15 protein-coding genes are annotated in these 18470 nt (G+C 38.9%); 10 read left to right on the plus strand and 5 right to left on the minus strand.

Annotated elements, in window-relative coordinates:
* A partial coding sequence (locus Q1K34_RS09405) for a hypothetical protein (RefSeq protein WP_300437690.1) occupies positions 1-210 on the plus strand: 210 nt, incomplete at its 5' end.
* A 185-nt stretch (positions 211-395) separates the two neighbouring features.
* Here the strand turns inward: Q1K34_RS09405 and Q1K34_RS09410 are convergent.
* From Q1K34_RS09410 to Q1K34_RS09425, 4 genes are all read right to left on the minus strand, one after another.
* The gene (locus tag Q1K34_RS09410) at positions 396-1622 is read right to left on the minus strand and encodes an aminotransferase class I/II-fold pyridoxal phosphate-dependent enzyme (protein WP_300437693.1); all 1227 of its coding nucleotides are present in this window, start codon (positions 1620-1622) and stop codon (positions 396-398) included.
* 8 nt (positions 1623-1630) lie between these two features.
* The gene (locus Q1K34_RS09415; protein WP_300437695.1) at positions 1631-2704 is read right to left on the minus strand and encodes an aspartate kinase; all 1074 of its coding nucleotides are present in this window, start codon (positions 2702-2704) and stop codon (positions 1631-1633) included.
* Positions 2667-3680 (minus strand): alpha/beta fold hydrolase, encoded by a 1014-nt coding sequence (locus Q1K34_RS09420; RefSeq protein ID WP_300437698.1) that lies wholly within the window; start codon positions 3678-3680, stop codon positions 2667-2669. Before Q1K34_RS09420 ends, Q1K34_RS09415 begins: the two co-directional genes overlap by 38 nt.
* Before the next feature lie 107 nt (positions 3681-3787).
* Positions 3788-5080 (minus strand): O-acetylhomoserine aminocarboxypropyltransferase/cysteine synthase, encoded by a 1293-nt coding sequence (locus Q1K34_RS09425; protein ID WP_300437701.1) that lies wholly within the window; start codon positions 5078-5080, stop codon positions 3788-3790.
* Between the two features lie 1231 nt (positions 5081-6311).
* Here Q1K34_RS09425 and metK point away from each other — a divergent pair.
* From metK to Q1K34_RS09470, 9 genes are all read left to right on the plus strand, one after another.
* A complete protein-coding gene (gene metK / locus Q1K34_RS09430) occupies positions 6312-7571 on the plus strand; it encodes a methionine adenosyltransferase (RefSeq protein WP_300437704.1) in 1260 nt (419 codons plus the stop codon).
* A 128-nt stretch (positions 7572-7699) separates the two neighbouring features.
* Complete coding sequence (locus Q1K34_RS09435) at positions 7700-9064, plus strand: acyl-CoA dehydrogenase family protein (RefSeq protein ID WP_300437707.1); 1365 nt, start codon at positions 7700-7702, stop codon at positions 9062-9064.
* Between the two features lie 18 nt (positions 9065-9082).
* Complete coding sequence (locus Q1K34_RS09440) at positions 9083-10012, plus strand: glyoxylate/hydroxypyruvate reductase A (protein WP_300437709.1); 930 nt, start codon at positions 9083-9085, stop codon at positions 10010-10012.
* Positions 10013-10031: 19 nt separating this feature from the next.
* Positions 10032-10478, plus strand: coding sequence for a universal stress protein (locus tag Q1K34_RS09445; RefSeq protein WP_300437711.1), 447 nt, complete (start codon positions 10032-10034; stop codon positions 10476-10478).
* Between the two features lie 139 nt (positions 10479-10617).
* The gene (locus Q1K34_RS09450) at positions 10618-11553 is read left to right on the plus strand and encodes a threonine/serine dehydratase (protein ID WP_300437861.1); all 936 of its coding nucleotides are present in this window, start codon (positions 10618-10620) and stop codon (positions 11551-11553) included.
* A 90-nt stretch (positions 11554-11643) separates the two neighbouring features.
* Complete coding sequence (locus Q1K34_RS09455; protein ID WP_300437713.1) at positions 11644-14943, plus strand: amidohydrolase family protein; 3300 nt, start codon at positions 11644-11646, stop codon at positions 14941-14943.
* Between the two features lie 28 nt (positions 14944-14971).
* Entirely contained in the window at positions 14972-16777 is a 1806-nt protein-coding gene (locus Q1K34_RS09460; RefSeq protein ID WP_300437715.1) for an SLC13 family permease, read from the plus strand.
* A 2-nt stretch (positions 16778-16779) separates the two neighbouring features.
* A complete protein-coding gene (locus Q1K34_RS09465; protein ID WP_300437717.1) occupies positions 16780-17112 on the plus strand; it encodes a DUF202 domain-containing protein in 333 nt (110 codons plus the stop codon).
* A gap of 6 nt (positions 17113-17118) precedes the next feature.
* On the plus strand, positions 17119-17472 hold the full coding sequence (locus Q1K34_RS09470) for a DUF6122 family protein (RefSeq protein ID WP_300437720.1): 354 nt from the start codon (positions 17119-17121) through the stop codon (positions 17470-17472).
* Here Q1K34_RS09470 and Q1K34_RS09475 read toward each other — a convergent pair.
* Positions 17469-18416: a DUF302 domain-containing protein gene (locus Q1K34_RS09475; protein WP_300437723.1), complete on the minus strand. Its 948-nt coding sequence runs from the start codon at positions 18414-18416 to the stop codon at positions 17469-17471. The two genes, Q1K34_RS09470 and Q1K34_RS09475, sit on opposite strands and share 4 nt — an antisense overlap.
* Positions 18417-18470: the final 54 nt, after the last annotated feature.

Raw genomic sequence — 18470 nt, forward strand, 5'->3', positions numbered from 1 at the left:
ATCAGTTATCAGTTATCAGTTATCAGTTATCAGTTATCAGTTATCAGTTATCAGTTATCAGAAATTAAAATTTATAGTGTTCTCAAAAAAGCAATGTCGAAAACTTCTCACATCTCCCTGTCATTGCGAGCGGAGTGTAACGAAGCAACGCAATCTTTTGTTAGCATTCCAATTAGACTGCCGCGCTGCTCTGGTTTACGCCCGCATTAGCCTGACTTAATTTTTCCTTTTCACATTTCACTCTTGACTTTTCACTTCTCACTTCTCCCTGTCATTGCGAGCGGAGTGAAACGAAGCGACGCAATCTTTTGTTAGCATTCGAATTAGACTGTCGCGCTGCTCTGGGTTACGCCCGCATTAGCCTGACTTAATTTCCCCTTTCCACTTTTCACTCTTCACTCTTCACTTCCCCGCATCGCCTGTTTCAAATCCTCAATGATATCATCTACATGTTCCAGACCAACAGAAATCCTAACCAAACCTTCAGAAATCCCTGCCGCTTCCAGTTCCTCCTTAGACAATTTGCTATGGGTCGTGGAAGCAGGATGCGTCACTATAGTCCTGGTATCTCCAAGATTTGCAGATCTCGAACAAAAATTAAGCTTATCTATAAACCTTCTCCCTGCTTCAATCCCTCCTTTTATTTCAAAAGCCACCACATTTCCGCCCAGTCTCATTTGCTTTTTCGCGATTTCATATTGTGGATGCGACTTTAAAAAGGGATATTTTACATTTTGAGTATCCTTTTTTTCTTCTAGAAATTCAGCTACTTTTAAAGCATTCTCACAATGCTTTTCCAGCCGGACCGATAAGGTTTCCAAACTCTTTGACAGTACCCAGGCATTGAATGGTGATAGGGCCGGCCCGGTATTTCTGCTAAAAAGATAAATTTCCCTTACCAGATCTTCCCGGCCTACCGTTACACCTCCAAGTACTCTTCCCTGCCCGTCTATCAATTTTGTAGCAGAATGTATCACCAGATCAGCTCCAAATTTTATGGGATTCTGAAGATAGGGTGTGGCAAAACAATTATCGATGATCAAAATCAGATTATGTATTTTAGCAATTTTACCAAGATGCTCCAAATCCAAAATATCTACTCCCGGATTGGTGGGAGACTCCGCGAAAAGAATCTTCGTTTCGGGCTTAATGAGACTTTCAATCGTTTCCGGCTTATTTACATCAAAATAGGAATGTGAAATATTCCATTTCGGGAAATATTTAGTAAGCAACCCATGGGTTGATCCAAATACTGACCTTGCAGAAACTATATGATCGCCACTATTTAATAAAGAAGCAAGCGTGGAAAAAACCGCAGCCATCCCCGTGGCAAAAGCATAACCTGCTTCTGCACCCTCCATTTTTACCATTTTCTCTACAAACTCTGAAGTATTGGGATTTGTAAAGCGACTATAGATATTTCGCTCTTTCTCCTCCGCAAAGCTCGCCCTCATATCTTCAGAATCTTCAAAGACATAACTTGAAGTTAGATATAAAGGAACCGAATGCTCCTGAAACTGAGTCCGCTCACTTTGAGTTCGCACCGCGATAGTCTCAAAATTTTCGTGAAAATGACCATTAGAATCACTTTTCTCTTTTCCTGTAGCTTCTGGATTTTTCATTTCAAATTTTAGTTTAAACGTTCAGATACTTTCAAAATATCTCCAAATACACCTCTGGCTGTCACCTCAGCTCCTGCTCCTGCTCCCCGAATTACCAGGGGCTGATCTTTATAAGATTCCGTATAAATCTCGAAAATATTATCAGCGCCTTCTATCTGCCCAAGGACAGATGTTCTGGGTTCATGGATTAGTTTTGCTTCCAGGTCTCCACTTACCGCATTTAATTCCCCAACATATCTTAAAACCTCATCTTTAGACTTCTCTTTTTTATAATTTCCAAAGTGCAGATCCAGTTCCTCTATCCTTTTATTGAATTCTTCAAGACTGGTCTCTCCGTTTAATTGCGTTGGTATTAAAGACTGAATATTTACTTCTTCAAATTCCTTTTTCAACTGAAGCTCCCTGGCAAGGATCAATAATTTTCTACCTACATCCTTTCCGCTTAGGTCAATTCGCGCATCGGGCTCGGTATAACCCAATATTCCCGCTTCTTTTAAGACTTCTGAAAATTCTTTCTCGCTATCTGAATATTTGTTGAAAATATAGCTCAGGGATCCTGAAAAAACACCTCTGATTTTTGTTACTTTTTCTCCTGAAAGATGCAGATTTTTTAGTGTTTCAATAATGGGCAAACCTGCCCCCACATTTGTTTCGTAAATGAAATTTTTGTTGTTATTCTTTAATTCTTTTCTCAGCTCATCATAAAATTCAGAAGACAGGGTATTGGCGACTTTATTTGCCGCGATAATATGACTTCCGGAATTTACCAGGGCAAAATATTTCTGCGGAAATTCATTACTGGCCGTAGTGTCTATAGAAATAAGGTTCTCAAATTCATTCTTTTTAAAATATTCTTCAATATCATCAAATGAATACCGCTGCGAACTTTCTTTAAATAAATTATCCCAGTCAGATTTTATTCCTTTCCGATTTAAAAGAGCATGTGAAGAATCTGCAATAAGGATCAGTTTAATTCTGATTCTCGAAGAATTCTTTAAATGCTCTTCAGAATGGGCCAGCTGTTCCAGCAACTTGCTTCCTACTTTACCCGGCCCAAACAGAGCGAGATGAATTGTTTTCATAATTTTGTTTCGTTGGTTGAAAAATTGGTTTTAAAAATCTGTTCAATTGATCTGTTTCTATCAGGAATGCATCGTGGCCATGGATAGATCTAATTTCATGAATGTTAATATTATTTTTGAGCAGGGAAATTTCTACATAGGAATTCCAGTTTTCTTCCGCCAGAAAAAACAAATCTGAATTCACCGTAACGATATGAATATCTCCCTTGATCTTTCTTGCCGCTTCCAGGTAATTTCCATCGCCATTACTAATATCGATGGTGGTAAGTAAATGGTTCATCAGTTTATAAGATTTCAGGGTGAACCTGCTCTTCAACTTTTCCCCATGATACAACAGCCAGTTTTCGACTTCAAATAACTGATCTTGCGAATTTCTTTTCCCTGCAAATTTCTGAGCCAGCGACTGCGGAGTTCTGTAAAAAGTCATTGCATGCATCCTCGCATCATGTACCGGGTTTGACGAATTATTCAAAATATGATCCTGTATCCTGCAGTTTGCAATAAGCCAGTCTGTAGACTTATAATCGGAGGCAATAGGAATAATATTCTCGGCCAGATTTGGCTTTAAAACTGCCAGTTCCCAGGCTAAAGCACCACCAATACTTCCCCCTATGATGGCAAAAAGTTTAGTGATATTCAGTTTTTCCAGTGCCTGTGCCTGTATTTTAGCTATATCCTTTAACCTAAATTCCTTATAATTTTCAAAAAATTGATCTTCATGTCCTTTAAATCCATTGCCGGGAATATTAAAAGCAAGGACACAGAATTTATCGATATCGATACACTTATTTTTTCCAATAAGGTCTTTCCACCAGCCTTCACTACCCGTAACCAGGGAGTTACCCGTGAGAGCATGATTTACCAATATAATGGGAGCCTCTGCCGGTTTTCTTCCGAAGAACTGATAACACAGGTGAATATCCTGAACACTTCCTGCGGAATTTTTAAAGTTCTCTATTTTAATCTCTTCAAGCATCTTTCTATAAAACTCAATTTATCCATTGTTTTGTCCGGCTGAGCCTGTCGAAGCCTTCTTAAATCTTAGTATTAGGTACGTCGCCAAGCTCAGCGAAACAAGTTGCATTAAACCAATGATTTCTTTTTTATTTTTAAAAAAGCCTCTTTTAGATCTGCTTTAAGGTCTTCCACATCTTCCAGGCCTACGGAAAGCCGTATTAAGTCTTGTGTTACTCCTGTGGTAGCCTGCTCATCTTCTGTTAATTGCTGGTGAGTGGTACTTGCAGGATGTATGATCAGGGATTTAGTATCCCCGATATTTGCAAGTAGGGAAAATACTTTCGACTCATCTACCACTGTTTTTGCCGCTTCATATCCGCCCTGCACCCCAAAAGTCACTAATCCGCTTTGACCCTCAGGCAGGTATTCTTTTGCCAGATCATAGTATTTGCTGCTTTCGAGTCCGGGGTAATTCACCCATTTTACTTCTTCCTGTTCCTGTAGCCATTTAGCGAGTTCTAATGCATTTTTACTATGCTCCTTAATACGGATCTTTAAAGTTTCCAATCCCTGAATAATCTGAAATGCATTAAACGGACTCAGTGCCGCACCATGATCCCTTAAACCTTCAATTCTAACTTTGGCAATAAAAGCAGCTTCTTCTAAAGCTTCGTGATAAACAAGCCCATGATAGCCAGGAGATGGCTCGGTGAACTCAGGGAATTTACCATTGGCCCAGTCAAATCTACCAGCATCTATAATGACCCCTCCCAGGGAAGTGCCATTCCCGTTAATATATTTAGTAAGGGAATGAATTACGATATCGGCGCCATGCTCGATTGGGTTTAGCAAATATGGCGTTGCGACGGTATTATCTACAATAAACGGAACTTTAAAAGCTCTGGCTTCTTTAGATATTCCTTTAAGATCCAGCACATCCAGTTTTGGATTCCCCAGCGACTCTACAAAAAATACCCGTGTATTTTCTTTGGCTGCTTTTTTAAAATTTACTGGATCCTGAGGATCCACAAAAGTGGTGGTGATCCCCAACCTCGGCAGGGTGTTTTTGAGCAGATTATAAGTTCCTCCATAAAGGCTGCTGGAAGCTACAATATGATCGCCCGCTTTAAGCAAAGTAAGTAGTGTGGTATTAATAGCTGCCGTTCCAGAAGCTGTTACTACTGCTCCAATCCCCCCTTCTATCGCCGCCAACCGCTGCTCTAAAATGTCATTAGTGGGATTATTTAATCTGGTATAGATAAATCCTGGTTTAGCCAGGGAAAATAGGTCGGCAGCATGTTGGCTATCGTTAAATACGTATGAACTTGTTTGATAAATGGGCACGGCCCTGGTTCCACCATTTTGGGTAGTATCGTGACCTGCGTGCAATGCTTTTGTTGAAAAATTTTGAGTACTCATAATTATAATTTTTAAAGGTTTATTTAATAAATCGCACTAATAAAAAAGTCCCCCTGATTTGCTATTACCAGGGGGACTTTATGAATTGAACATTATAACTAATTAAATTCTCAAGTTTTGGCAATAGCATTCCATGCGACACATACACATCATTTCCATACACATACTCATCATTTGGTTACAAGTAGTTCTCATTAGTTCTCTAAACATTTAAAACTCAATTTTGGAGCTTTGGTTCTTATCTAAACACTTCGACTCCGCTCAGAGTGACAAAAATCAGGATATAAAAAAAGCCGCTGCGGTTGGCAGCGGCTTTTTGCATTTATATATTTTCAATTTATGCAATAATGTGCGCTGCGGAAGTTTCCGGCATCATACACATCATATTGCAAATTGTTCTGATCATTATTTACGATTTGTTCGTGTACAAAGATAACGACAGACTTTTTTAATATCCAAGCAAAAGAAGAAGAATTATGAAAATTTAAATTTTGAAGCCTGTTTTTGTTTATATAAAATTTTATTGTGGTGCCTGTTGGTTTTTTCGGAATATTTTTCCTGAAAACAAATCAATAGTGTCCGATAAAAATTATAAAGAACAAACCTGAATCCATAATTTTCAGTAGTTCAAAGCATTTTACCATTATCTATACCCTGCTTTTACAAATTTTTGAATCCTGGCATTCATTGAAAAACACAATTTCAAACTTTTTTGTTTATCAGTTAGTTAGTTCAAGTCTAACTTCTTATATCTAAAAGCGAAGCGGTCTAGTTTCTTTAACCGGCCATGAATAAAAACAAATCAGGCAGGTTTATAAAATCTCAGAGGTTTTGCCTGCGTTAGGGATTGAGCGGGTTGTTTGAGCTCTCCCCCCACCCTCCCGGAATTCCTAAATAGAAATTCCGACATCCCAAAAAATTGGGAGGTAAGGGGGGAAGCGAGCCGCGAAAGCCCGGCGCAAGCCTTTTTTGGCGAAGCGCAACGCCCTAATTATCGAAATAATTTAGGTGAAATATCCAAGAAGGATAAAATGACGTTAAATACATTTAGTATGATATGAATTTTTATACATTTGTAGCCAACATATTAAAAGGGATAGATTTGACTGATTGCAACCCTATTATGCTTTGAAAAAAGTGTATTAAAATGCTAAAGCAGAATGTTTATCACACTCCACTTAGCCCTTCACGTCAAATTTTTCTATTCTTATAAATTAAAAAACAGAATTGAATGGCTTATTTATTTACTTCAGAAAGTGTTTCTGAAGGCCACCCGGATAAAATTGCAGACCAGATTAGTGATACTTTATTAGATAATTTCCTTGCTTTTGACGGGGAATCCAAAGTTGCCTGCGAAACCCTCGTAACTACAGGACAGGTAGTACTTGCAGGTGAAGTGAGGAGCAATACCTATTTAGATGTACAAAATATCGCCAGGGATGTGATTAATGATATTGGCTATACTAAAGGCGCCTATAAATTTAGCGGTGATTCCTGTGGCGTAATTTCTTTAATACACGAGCAGTCCCAGGATATTTACCAGGGTGTGGATCGTGGGAATAAGGAAGAACAGGGAGCTGGTGACCAGGGGATGATGTTTGGCTATGCAACCAATGAGACCGAAAATTATATGCCCCTCGCCCTTGATATATCTCACAAGATCCTAATTGAACTGGCAAAATTAAGAAGAGAAGGGAAGGATATTGAATATTTGAGACCTGATTCCAAAAGTCAGGTAACGATTGAATACAGCGACGAGAATGTTCCGCAAAGGATTGTGGCTATAGTGGTGTCTACCCAGCATGACGATTTCGACGAGGACGATGAAAAAATGCTTTCTAAGATCAAGAAAGATATTATTGAAATCCTTATTCCAAGAGTAAAGGAGCAATTACCGGATTACGTTCAGGAATTGTTCAATGATGATATCGTTTATCACATCAACCCAACCGGTAAATTTGTGATTGGTGGGCCTCATGGTGATGCCGGACTTACCGGAAGAAAGATCATTGTGGATACCTACGGTGGAAAAGGAGCTCATGGTGGTGGTGCTTTTTCAGGAAAAGATCCTTCAAAAGTAGACCGCTCTGCTGCTTATGCCTCCAGACATATTGCTAAAAATCTTGTTGCTGCCGGGGTAGCTCCGGAAATTCTGGTTCAGGTGTCTTATGCGATTGGTGTGGTGGAACCTACTTCAATCTCTGTCTATACCTATGGAAAGAAAAATACGGAGCTGAGCGACGGACAGATTGCCGAAAAAGTCAAGGAAATTTTTGATATGCGACCCGCAGCTATTGAAGAGCGGTTAAAACTTAGAAATCCTATTTACCGAGAAACGGCCGCTTATGGCCATATGGGAAAAGAACCTCGAGTAGAAACAAAGGTTTTTGAAAGTCCCTATAACGGAAAAATCACCAAAAAGGTGGAATTATTCACCTGGGAGAAACTGGATTATGTAGATAAGGTGAAGGAAGAATTTGGAATGAATTAATTTTTTTCAAAATAATAGAAAGAAACAGGCCGCTGAGAAGCGGCTTTTTTTTATCATTTCTTCGGAAAACCTTAACAGCGGCGAGCTTCTATAATCCCTATTTTTAAAATTCACCAACTGGTTTTCCTATGTCATTATTTAAAAAAGTACGAAACACGATCAACCTTCTAAAGTCGGTCGATATGGATCAATTAGCTAAAATCAATCAAAAGATCGATTTGGCTGAAGCGATGAAAACCTTAGGAAAATTAGACGACCGTCAATTGGCCGGATTGATGAAAATGTTAAAAACAAAACGCAAAAAAGGCCAGCATGACCTTCCTCCCATCGATGGTGATTTTTACAATCTTGACCTGAAATTAACCGATGAACAAAGAGAGATCCAACTCAAAGTGCGAAATTTCATGGAAGATGAAATTAGGCCTTTGGTAAATGAATACTGGAAAAAAGACCAGTTTCCGTTTGAAGTAATTGAAAAATTCAGGGATCTAAATATCGTGGGTGTTCCTTACGAAGGTTATGGCTGCCCTAACCTGCCTTTCCTTATGGAAGGGATCATAGCCCAGGAAATTGCCAGGGTTGATGTTTCCATTTCTACATTTTTCGGAGTTCATAGTGGCCTGGCCATGGGTTCTATTTATTTATGCGGAAGTGAGGAACAAAAACAGGAGTGGCTTCCGAAGATGCAAAGGATGGAAAAGATCGGTGCCTTTGGTCTCACCGAGCCAAATGTAGGATCGGGTGTTGCTGGTGGTTTAGAAACTACCTGTAAATTCGATGGAGAGAACTGGATTTTAAATGGTCAGAAAAAATGGATTGGAAATGCCACTTTTGCTGATGTTACCATTATCTGGGCAAGGGATCTGGATTCTAATCAGGTGAAAGGATTTTTGGTAAAAAAAGAAAATCCTGGTTTTAAAACCGAAAAAATTCAGAATAAAATGGCGCTGAGGATCGTTCAGAATGCCATTATCACCTTAACTAATTGTAAAATTCCAGAAAGCGACCGACTTCAAAATGCGAATTCCTTTAAAGACACGGCCAATGTTTTAAGAATGACCAGAGCTGGTGTAGCTTGGCAGGCAGTTGGTTGTGCCCGAGGAGCCTATGAAAGCGCCTTAAAATACACTAAAAAAAGAGAGCAATTTGGAAGACCTATTGCAAGCTTCCAGTTGATCCAGAACCATCTGGTGGAAATGCTTTCTAATTTAACTTCAATGCAAACTCTATGTTTTCGTTTATCTGAATTACAGGATCAGGATCTTCTAAAAGACGAACATGCGAGTTTGGCCAAAGTGTATTGCAGTATGCGTATGAGGGATGTGGTGAGTCAGGCCCGGGAAGTGCTGGGCGGCAATGGAATTTTATTAGAATATGATGTAGCCCGTTTCGTAGCAGATGCTGAGGCTATTTATAGTTATGAAGGAACCAAAGAAATTAACTCGCTTATCGTAGGCCGGGCCATTACCGGTTACAGTGCTTTCGTGAGCTAAAAAGAAAAAGAAAAATTTATGTCTGTATTGATTGTATGTCCGGGGAGAGATCCGGAAAATTGGGTAAAAGAATTAAAAAATCAACATCCTGGGATGAATATATACGTGTATCCTGAAGATCACGATAACGAGGATGTAGAATTTGCCATTACCTGGAATCATCCCAGAGGTTTATTCAAAAATTATCCAAACCTTAAAGTAATCGCAAGTATGGGAGCAGGAGTAGACCATATTTTTAGCGATAATGCTTTACCCGAGGAGATTGAAGTTACAAAGGTAGTAGATGACACCCTTACCGAAGATATGGGAGATTTTGTACTTAGCCAGGTGATGAACCATATTAGAGGTTTACACCATTATGTAAAGTGTCAGAAAGAAAAGGAATGGGATAAATTTCAGTATAAAAGACCTCAGAATACTAAAGTGGGGATAATGGGACTTGGAGTGCTTGGTAATGCGGTTGCCGATAAACTTCATAAAAACTTTTTTAAGGTATACGGGTGGTCCAAAACAGAGAAGAATTGTGATAATGTAAACAGTTTTCATGGTAAAGACCAGCTGGAAGAATTTCTTGAAAATTCCGAAATACTGGTTTGTTTATTACCTTTAACTAAGGATACAGAAAATATCCTGAATGCCGATCTTTTTGATATGCTACCGGAAGGAGCTTATGTGATCAATGTAGCCAGAGGTGAACACCTGGTAGAACACGACCTGATGGAAATGATAGACAAAGGTCATCTTGCTGGAGCTTCCCTGGACGTTTTCAGAGAAGAACCATTACCAGAGGAACATCCATTCTGGGAGCATTCAAAAATTAATATCACCCCTCATATTGCCAGTGTAACAAAAGCAGAATCTGTAGTTCCGCAAATAGTAGAAAATTACGAAAGGATGAAAGAAGGAGAACCGCTTAAAAATAAGGTTGAAAGGGAAAAAGGATATTAATAATTTAAATTTTTAACAGATGGATGCTTTTAAAAATATCATGGTTGCAGTAGATTTTAATGACAGTATAGGGGAGTTAATGGTTTATGCCGACAGTCTTGCACAGAAATTCCAATCGAAAGTTTGGGTACTACATGTAGCAGAACCTGAACCGGATTTTGTGGGTTATGAACCGGGACCACAATATATTCGTGATGTTAAGGCTGAGGAATACAGGGAAGAGCATCGAAACCTTCAGGAAATTTGCAAGAATTTCTTAAGTGAAGACATCAAAGCCGAAGCATTGTTAATTCAGGGATCAACCGTAGAGACGGTAATGAATGAGGCCAAAAAACTCCATATTGAACTTCTAATTGTTGGTACCCACAAACATAGTTTTTTACATAATCTTTTACAGGAAAGTGTCTCTATGGAACTTATTAAAAAAGCTGAAATCCCCATGCTCACGATTCCTATAGATGAATAAAGAATAAATAAGAAGTATTTGAATAACCAACTGAACCTAAAGAAACGCACGATTAAGACCGAAAATAAATTCAGCATAAGCTTTCTTCTACTTCTGAAATAGATTCTTTATTTTTCCTTCAAATTATTTCATTTTGAAAATATCAAAGTCGCAATTACATAAAGTTTTAGAAAGAATTCAACCCCACATTCACCGTACCCCGGTTTTAGGTTCTACGCTTATCAATGAAATTACTGGATCAAACTTGTGGTTCAAATGCGAAAACTTTCAAAAAATGGGTGCTTTTAAAATGCGCGGTGCTACCAATGCGATTTTAAATCTTTCCGAAGAGAAGAAAGCAAGAGGAGTGGTTACCCATTCTTCCGGAAATTTTGCCCAGGCACTTTCACTTGCCGCAAAAAGCCTGGATGTCCCGGCTTATATCGTTATGCCAGATACTGCTCCGGAAGTTAAAAAAGCAGCCGTTAGAACTTATGAAGGTAAGATCACAGAATGTCCTTCCACTTTAAAAGATCGGGAAGAAACAGCGAATAAAATCCTGAAAGATACAGGCGCAACTTTTGTACATCCCTCCAACGACCTGGATGTTATTTTAGGACAGGGTACTGCGGCGATGGAGCTACTTGAAGATTATCCCGATCTGGACTATATCTTTTGCCCCGTTGGTGGCGGCGGACTCATAGCTGGTACGGCTCTCGCAGTTAAACACTTCGGAACGAATTGTAAATGTATCGGCGGGGAACCCCTGGAAGCAGATGACGCCTGGCGCTCACTTAAAAGTGGCAAAATTGAAACCAACGAAACAGTCAACACCATAGCCGATGGATTAAAAACTCAACTTGGAGATCAAAATTTCCCCATTATCCTTGAAAATGTAGAAGAAATCATAAGAGTTTCTGAGGAAGAGATAAAATCTACACTAAGGCTTATTTGGGAACGGATGAAGATCATCGTGGAGCCTTCCAGCGCAGTCCCCCTGGCAGCTGTGATAAAAGAAAAGGAAAGGTTTAAAAATAAGAAAATTGGTGTTATTATTTCCGGAGGCAACGTAGATCTCAATCAATTACCATTTTAAATAGTTAGAGTAGTTAAATAAATTAAAAACAGTGCAACTTTCAACAAATAGAAAGATGCTGTATATTTAAATATTAAAAACTACTCAATCATGCAAAGACTTCTAAGGGTTTGTACCCTTTTATTCATTATTACCAATTTTAATTCAGTTTTAGCTCAAAATGAGGAAAAAAAGGAAGATACCTGGGATGTATCCAATCCATATCCCGAAGCCTGGAAATTCCAAACTTTAGATTTGAATACTTCCGAAGGCACCTGGATGAACCTGGATGTGAGTCCAGATGGTAAAACCATTGTTTTTGACCTTTTAGGAGATATTTATAAAATGCCGATAAGCGGTGGTAAAGCAACTATCCTCAGGTCTGGAATTCCCTATGAAATCCAGCCCAGGTTTAGTCCTGATGGAACCAAAATATCATTTACCAGTGACGCTGGAGGTGGCGATAATATTTGGGTGATGGATATTAGCGGGGAAAATCCCAAACAAATTACCGAAGAAAAATTCCGCCTACTGAATAATGCTGTGTGGACTCCAGATGGAAATTCATTTATTGCCAGAAAGCATTTTACTTCGGGCCGTTCCCTTGGCGCCGGTGAAATGTGGCAGTATCATATTGCTGGAAAAGAAGGTTTGCAATTAACCGAGCGTAAAAACGACCAGCAGGATGTGAATGAGCCAAGCATTACTTCAGACGGGAAATATCTTTTTTACAGCGAAGACATGTATCCCGGGGGAAGTTTTCAGTACAACAAAGATCCCAACAAGCAGATCTATGTAATAAAGCGATATAATTTTGAAACCGGCGAAACTATTACCGTTACAGGTGGTCCCGGTGGGGCTGCAAGACCTGAAGTATCTCCCGACGGAACAAAACTCGCTTTTGTTAAACGAATCAGAACAAATTCTGTACTTTATATTCATGATCTGGAAACAGGGGAAGAGTGGCCTGTTTTTGACAAGTTAAGTAAAGATCAGCAGGAAGCCTGGGCCATTTTTGGGGTATATCCCAATTTTAGTTGGATGCCCAATAACAAAGAATTGGTTTTCTGGGCGAATGGAAAGATAAATAAAGTGAATATTGAGAGTTATGAAGTTTCTGAAATCCCCTTCCAGGTTTCTACAAAAATCAAGATTGCAGAAACCCTGCAAACAGATCACGAGGTATTCTCAGAAAAATTCAATCCAAAAGTAATAAGGCATGCGGTTACTTCTCCAGATGGAAAAACACTGGTTTTTAATGCTGTTGGTTATTTATGGAAAAAATCACTTCCCAATGGAAAACCTCAGCGGATTACAGATTCTGAAGATTTTGAGTTTGAACCTTCCTTTTCTCCTGATGGAAAACATATTATTTACGTTAGCTGGGACGATTCAGAATTGGGAAGTATAAAAAGGATTTCTTTATCTGGTGGCTCTCCCGAGGATTTAACTTCAGAAAAAGGAATTTATAGAAACCCAGCCTATTCCGGCGATGGAAAAATGATCGTTTTTACGAAAGAATCCGGTAACAGCGACCTGGGACAAACCTTTACTAAAGAGCCAGGAATTTATACCATGACCGCATCCGGGAACAACGAAAAAAGACTGGTGAATGAAGGTATTTTCCCTTCTTTCAGTGCTGATGATTCCAGAATTTTATTTCAGACAGGTGGCTATTTTTTTGGAAATATTACAAAAAGCCTAAAAAGTGTAGACCTCAACGGGGAAGATGAAAGAACGCATATCAATTCAAAATATGCCAACAGGATTCTTCCTAGCCCCGATAACAAATGGATACTTTTTAGCAATTTACATAAAGCCTATGTAGCTCCATTTGTAAAGACCGGGCAGGCCATTGACCTTACGCCAGATTCCAAAACCCTTCCTGTTACTCAGGTTACCAAGGATGCGGGGATCAATTTGCACTGGTCTAATAACAGTAAAAAAATTCACTGGACTTTAGGCGATGAATATTTCACCAATGATATTGCGAAAAAATTCACTTATTTAAAGAATTCGCCAGATTCCATTGCTCCTATTACTGAAAAAGGAACAAAAATAGGACTTGAAATTAAAACAGATGTTCCTGAGGGAATCATCGCCTTTACCAATGCCCGCATCATTACCATGAAAGGTGACGAAGTGATTGAAAATGGGAGCATTGTTATTAAAAAGAATAAAATTGAGGCTATTGGCAATTCCGGGGAAGTGAATATTCCTTCTTCTGCAAAGGTCTATGATATGGCAGGAAAAACTATTATGCCGGGAATCGTTGATGCCCACGCCCATATTGGAGCTTTTCGATATGGCCTTACCCCTAAAAAACACTGGCCATCTTACGCAAATCTTGCTTTTGGTGTCACTACCGCTCACGACCCTTCTGCTCTAAGTGAAACCGTTTTTGGAATTTCAGAATTGATAAAGAGTGGTGATATGGTAGGTCCCAGATTATATTCCACCGGTATTATTCTGTATGGTGCCGATGGGGATTTTAAAGCTGAAATAAACAGCCTGGAGGATGCAAGATCGGCTCTTCGAAGAACAAAGGCTTTCGGGGCTACTTCAGTTAAAAGTTATAACCAGCCAAGGCGGGAACAACGACAGCAAATTCTCCTGGCGGCCAGGGAATTAAATATGAATGTAGTGCCTGAAGGAGGTTCTACATTCTTTTATAATATGAACATGATCGTTGATGGGCATACGGGGATTGAACATAATATTCCTATTGCCCCTGTTTATAAAGATGTCCTGAGTCTTTGGGGCACTTCCAATACCGGCTACACTCCTACCCTAATTGTGAATTACGGTGGAATTAACGGGGAATATATTTTTTATGACAAAACCAATGTATGGGAAAATGAGCGACTCTTAACTTTTACCCCCCGGGAATTAGTTGATTCCAGATCCAGGCACAGAACAAAATTGCCTGAAGAAGAATATAAAAATGGACCCATCCTGGTTTCTGAAACAGCCAAAGTACTTTCAGACGAAGGTGTAAAAGTTAATTTAGGTGCACATGGCCAACTTCAGGGACTTGGAGCTCACTGGGAATTATGGTTATTGCAAATGGGAGGCATGACTAATATGGAAGCACTCCAGGCAGCAACTATTAACGGTGCTGAATATATCGGGATGGATAAAGAAATTGGCTCTCTCCAGAAGGGAAAACTGGCAGACCTCATTGTTCTGGAGAAAAATCCTCTGGAAGATATTAGAAATTCAGAATCGATCATCTATACCATGGTGAACGGGAGATTATTTGATGCCAAAACCATGAACCAGGTTGGAAATGAACCGGAAGAAAGAACTAACTTTTATTGGGAAAATAATAGATATAATTCGGCTTTTCAGTGGCATGAGAGTACACAAAGCTTTATGAGACCTAATTGTGTTTGCCACGGAACAAACTAAATTTTAGCATGACTCAAAAAGCAGTATAATGGAATTATATCTAACCGTTGCGATAATCATCATAGGGATCATTCTCTTTGTGCGCGATTATTTCTCGATAGATACTACTTCCATTATCATAATGGCTCTTTTTATCGTTTCCGGCGTTTTAAGTCCAGAAGAGGGATTTTCAGGATTCAATCATCCTGCAACTATTACTCTGGGCTGTATGTTTGTGGTGAGTGCCGCCGTTTTCAAATCTGGACTTATAGATGGGCTGAGTGCAAAACTCATTAAAATTGCCCGCATCAATTATTTCTTCGCACTGGTTTCGCTGTGTATTACCTCCGCGGTATTATCAGCATTTATAAATGATTCCGCGGTTGTAGCTATCTTAATACCGGTTGCTTTACTGGTATGTCGTGAAGCAAACATTAGTCCTGCAAGGTTACTTATTCCCATTTCCTTTTCGGCTTTATTCGGCGGCACCTGTACCCTTATAGGCACTTCCACCAATATCCTCGTTAGCAGTTATGCGGAAAAACTTGGTTCGGAAGCTTTTGGAATGTTTGAATTTTCTCTTGCAGCATTGTGCCTACTTGGTATTGGACTAACCTATATTTTCATTGCAGGACCTATTTTGTTACCGAAAAGAGATCTTCCTGAAGACACCGGCTTGAAAAAGGAAGCTGAAAAATACATGGCAGAGATTGAGCTTCTTACCGAAAGTGATGATGTAGATATGCCTATTTCAGAATCTAAACTGGTAACCGATTATAAAGTTCAAATTCTCAGAATAAAAAGAAAACATTACAGGGTTTATGAAATTAATGGAGAAACGGTGTTAAGGGAAAATGACCTCATTAGAATACTGGTAGATCCTGTAAACCTGGCGAAACTTAAACTTAAGAAGGGGTTGAAAGTAATTGGTGACAAAGAAAATATACTCAATGTAAAACCAAATGATAAAATTGCTCCAAAAAGTGCTCCACAAAATGAGGAGAAAAAGATTTATGAAGTGATGATCCCTTATGGTTCTGAACTTGCCGGGAGATCCATAACTCAGCTTAATTTCAGAAGCACTTATTACGCTTCGGTTTTAGCGATTAGACATCGAAAAGAAACTATTACCGAAGATGTTTCAAAAGTTACTATAAGGGAAGGTGATATGATGTTATTATTCGCTTCAGAAAAAGCAATTTCGTTGCTTACTTCTGAAAAGCTTATTGTCACCCTTTCAGAATACCAGGGAAGAAGGGTGGATTATAAAAAGGCAATACCGGCACTGCTTATTGTAATTGGGGTAGTAAGCGCAGCCGCCTTCAATATTACTTCAATCTTAATAAGCGCTATGGTGGGAAGCCTTTTACTCGTTACCCTTACCATTTTAAAACCCCAGGAGGCTTATGAAGCAATTGAATGGAAAGTAATATTCATGATTGCGGGAGTACTTTCCATGGGTAAGGCGCTGGAAAAAACGGGGGGATCTGACATTATCTCCCAATATATCTATGAATCCCTCGGAAATATGGATCCCAGATATACCCTCAGCTTAATTTTCCTTTTTACATTTTTATCCACTAATGTATTATCCAGCAAAGCTGCTGCTGCTTTAATGACGCCTATTGTTATTAGTCTCGCCGCTGCAATGCAGGTTAGTGAAAAACCATTTTTAATTGGCGTTATGTTTGCCTGCTCCTTAACTTTTATGACTCCAGTGAGTTATCCAGTGAATACTATGGTGTATGCTCCGGGAAATTATACCTTCAGGGATTTTCTAAAGTTCGGGACACCGCTTAACTTTATCATCTGGATCGCCGCATCTTTTGTAATACCCATATTTTTTCCTTTTTAATTATGAGAAGAGTAAAACTGCATAATCCTTTTAAAACAAGAATCATTGATGAGAAACTCGTGAGAGAACATCTGGCACTGGAAAGAACAAAACTCGCTAATGAAAGAACTCTTTTGTCTTACATCAGGGCTTCCATCTATCTTTTAATTAGTGGATTAGCTCTACTTCAGATAAAAGAATATCAGGGGATCAGTTTAATGTGGGTAGGTTATCTTGCTTTATTTATTTGTATACTCTTCCTATTAGTTGGAATTTCAAGGTATATTGCCCTGGAAAGAAAACTTAATAACCTGCTTAGAGACGACGATTCGGAAGAATCTGAACACTCCAAATAACCAGAAGTGATTCAGCAAATAGTCCACTATTCCCTGCATTTTTTAGCGATAGGTGCCATCGCTTATTTCTACGATCGCGAGAAGTGGTTAAAATACTGGCTTACTCTTGCAGCTACGATGCTCGTAGACCTGGATCATCTTGTAGCCAATCCCATTTTTGATCCTGAACGCTGTGGTATAGGTTTTCATCCCCTTCATTCTGAACTGGCGATTACCGCCTATGTTCTTGGAATGGTTTTTATAAAACATAAAATAATCCGACTTATCTGCATCGGATTATTCTTTCATATGTTCACAGATTTTATTGACTGTATCTGGACGTATGCCAGCTGCGCTCCCTGTCTTCAGGATATATTTTAATTCCCGGTTGCTGTATTAGACAAATTATCCAGGGCATTAGCAATGGTTTCCAAAACTTCTTCCGGTCCTTCTATATCATGCCTTCCTGCAATGAAATATGGATCGTTATAGGAAACAAATACCTCTTCTTCTTCATTTTCCCAAACCAACATTTTTTGTGGCAGATCTAAACCAATACTTTGACCCTGTTGCATTAATGGAGTACCTAAGTTAGGATTACCAAAAATGATAATTTTTGTCGGATTCAATTCCAGGCCAACGCTTGCCGCATTTTTCTGGTGATCTAATTCTGCAATAATTAAAATATTTGGATTGGAACTTAAAGCGCTTCTCAAACTACTATATGTTTCTTCTAAACTTTTAGAACTATTTTTTGTTATAATCCCTGCCCCCGAAGCGACTTCCTGATCGGCCGAAGCCATTATAGTAGATTTTGTAGCACCAGAAATCAAATTTTCCAGGGATCCCGAAATTTTATCCAAAGTGGAAACACCTTCCAGATCATGACGGGATTCAAGATAATTCACACTATTATAAAGTGCTATATTATTTTTATTTTCGTCTCTATAAAACAAAACTTTCTGTGGCAAATCCAGTCCGGCTAGCTGATTTCGTTGCATAAGTGGAGTACCTAATTGTGGATTTCCAAAAAATATAATTTTAGTATAATTCAATTTTTCGCCAATGGAATTTGCATTTTTTGAGTGATCTACTTCTGCAACAATTCCAATAGCATCATTCTTTTTTAGATCTTGCTTTAATTGATTATAAGCTCCGGGTGCAGCCACTTGACTGTTAGAATATTTTGTGCCTACAGGAAATTGTGTTTCGTCTAAATTAGCTTCAGCAGAAGCATCTGCACTAACTAAAGATTCTCTGGTATCATTCTGAGAACAGGAGGAAAATCCCATTACCAGGCTCAACATTAATAGTATCTTTCTCATATTATTTATTTTCTCATGAAATTAAAACATAACAAATTGTATTTCAATTAATTA

The sequence above is a fragment of the Christiangramia sp. genome (assembly GCF_029937855.1).
Lineage (GTDB): Bacteria > Bacteroidota > Bacteroidia > Flavobacteriales > Flavobacteriaceae > Christiangramia.

Bases quoted from the DNA above. Each gene is read 5' to 3' on its own strand.
- Q1K34_RS09445 (WP_300437711.1), top strand. From the start codon at position 10,032: ATGGATGCTTTTAAAAATATCATGGTTGCAGTAGATTTTAATGACAGT.
- Q1K34_RS09435 (WP_300437707.1), top strand. From the start codon at position 7,700: ATGTCATTATTTAAAAAAGTACGAAACACGATCAACCTTCTAAAGTCG.
- Q1K34_RS09440 (WP_300437709.1), top strand. From the start codon at position 9,083: ATGTCTGTATTGATTGTATGTCCGGGGAGAGATCCGGAAAATTGGGTA.
- Q1K34_RS09475 (WP_300437723.1), bottom strand. From the start codon at position 18,416: ATGAGAAAGATACTATTAATGTTGAGCCTGGTAATGGGATTTTCCTCC.
- Q1K34_RS09420 (WP_300437698.1), bottom strand. From the start codon at position 3,680: ATGCTTGAAGAGATTAAAATAGAGAACTTTAAAAATTCCGCAGGAAGT.
- Q1K34_RS09425 (WP_300437701.1), bottom strand. From the start codon at position 5,080: ATGAGTACTCAAAATTTTTCAACAAAAGCATTGCACGCAGGTCACGAT.
- Q1K34_RS09455 (WP_300437713.1), top strand. From the start codon at position 11,644: ATGCAAAGACTTCTAAGGGTTTGTACCCTTTTATTCATTATTACCAAT.
- Q1K34_RS09410 (WP_300437693.1), bottom strand. From the start codon at position 1,622: ATGAAAAATCCAGAAGCTACAGGAAAAGAGAAAAGTGATTCTAATGGT.
- metK (WP_300437704.1), top strand. From the start codon at position 6,312: ATGGCTTATTTATTTACTTCAGAAAGTGTTTCTGAAGGCCACCCGGAT.
- Q1K34_RS09415 (WP_300437695.1), bottom strand. From the start codon at position 2,704: ATGAAAACAATTCATCTCGCTCTGTTTGGGCCGGGTAAAGTAGGAAGC.
- Q1K34_RS09465 (WP_300437717.1), top strand. From the start codon at position 16,780: ATGAGAAGAGTAAAACTGCATAATCCTTTTAAAACAAGAATCATTGAT.
- Q1K34_RS09460 (WP_300437715.1), top strand. From the start codon at position 14,972: ATGGAATTATATCTAACCGTTGCGATAATCATCATAGGGATCATTCTC.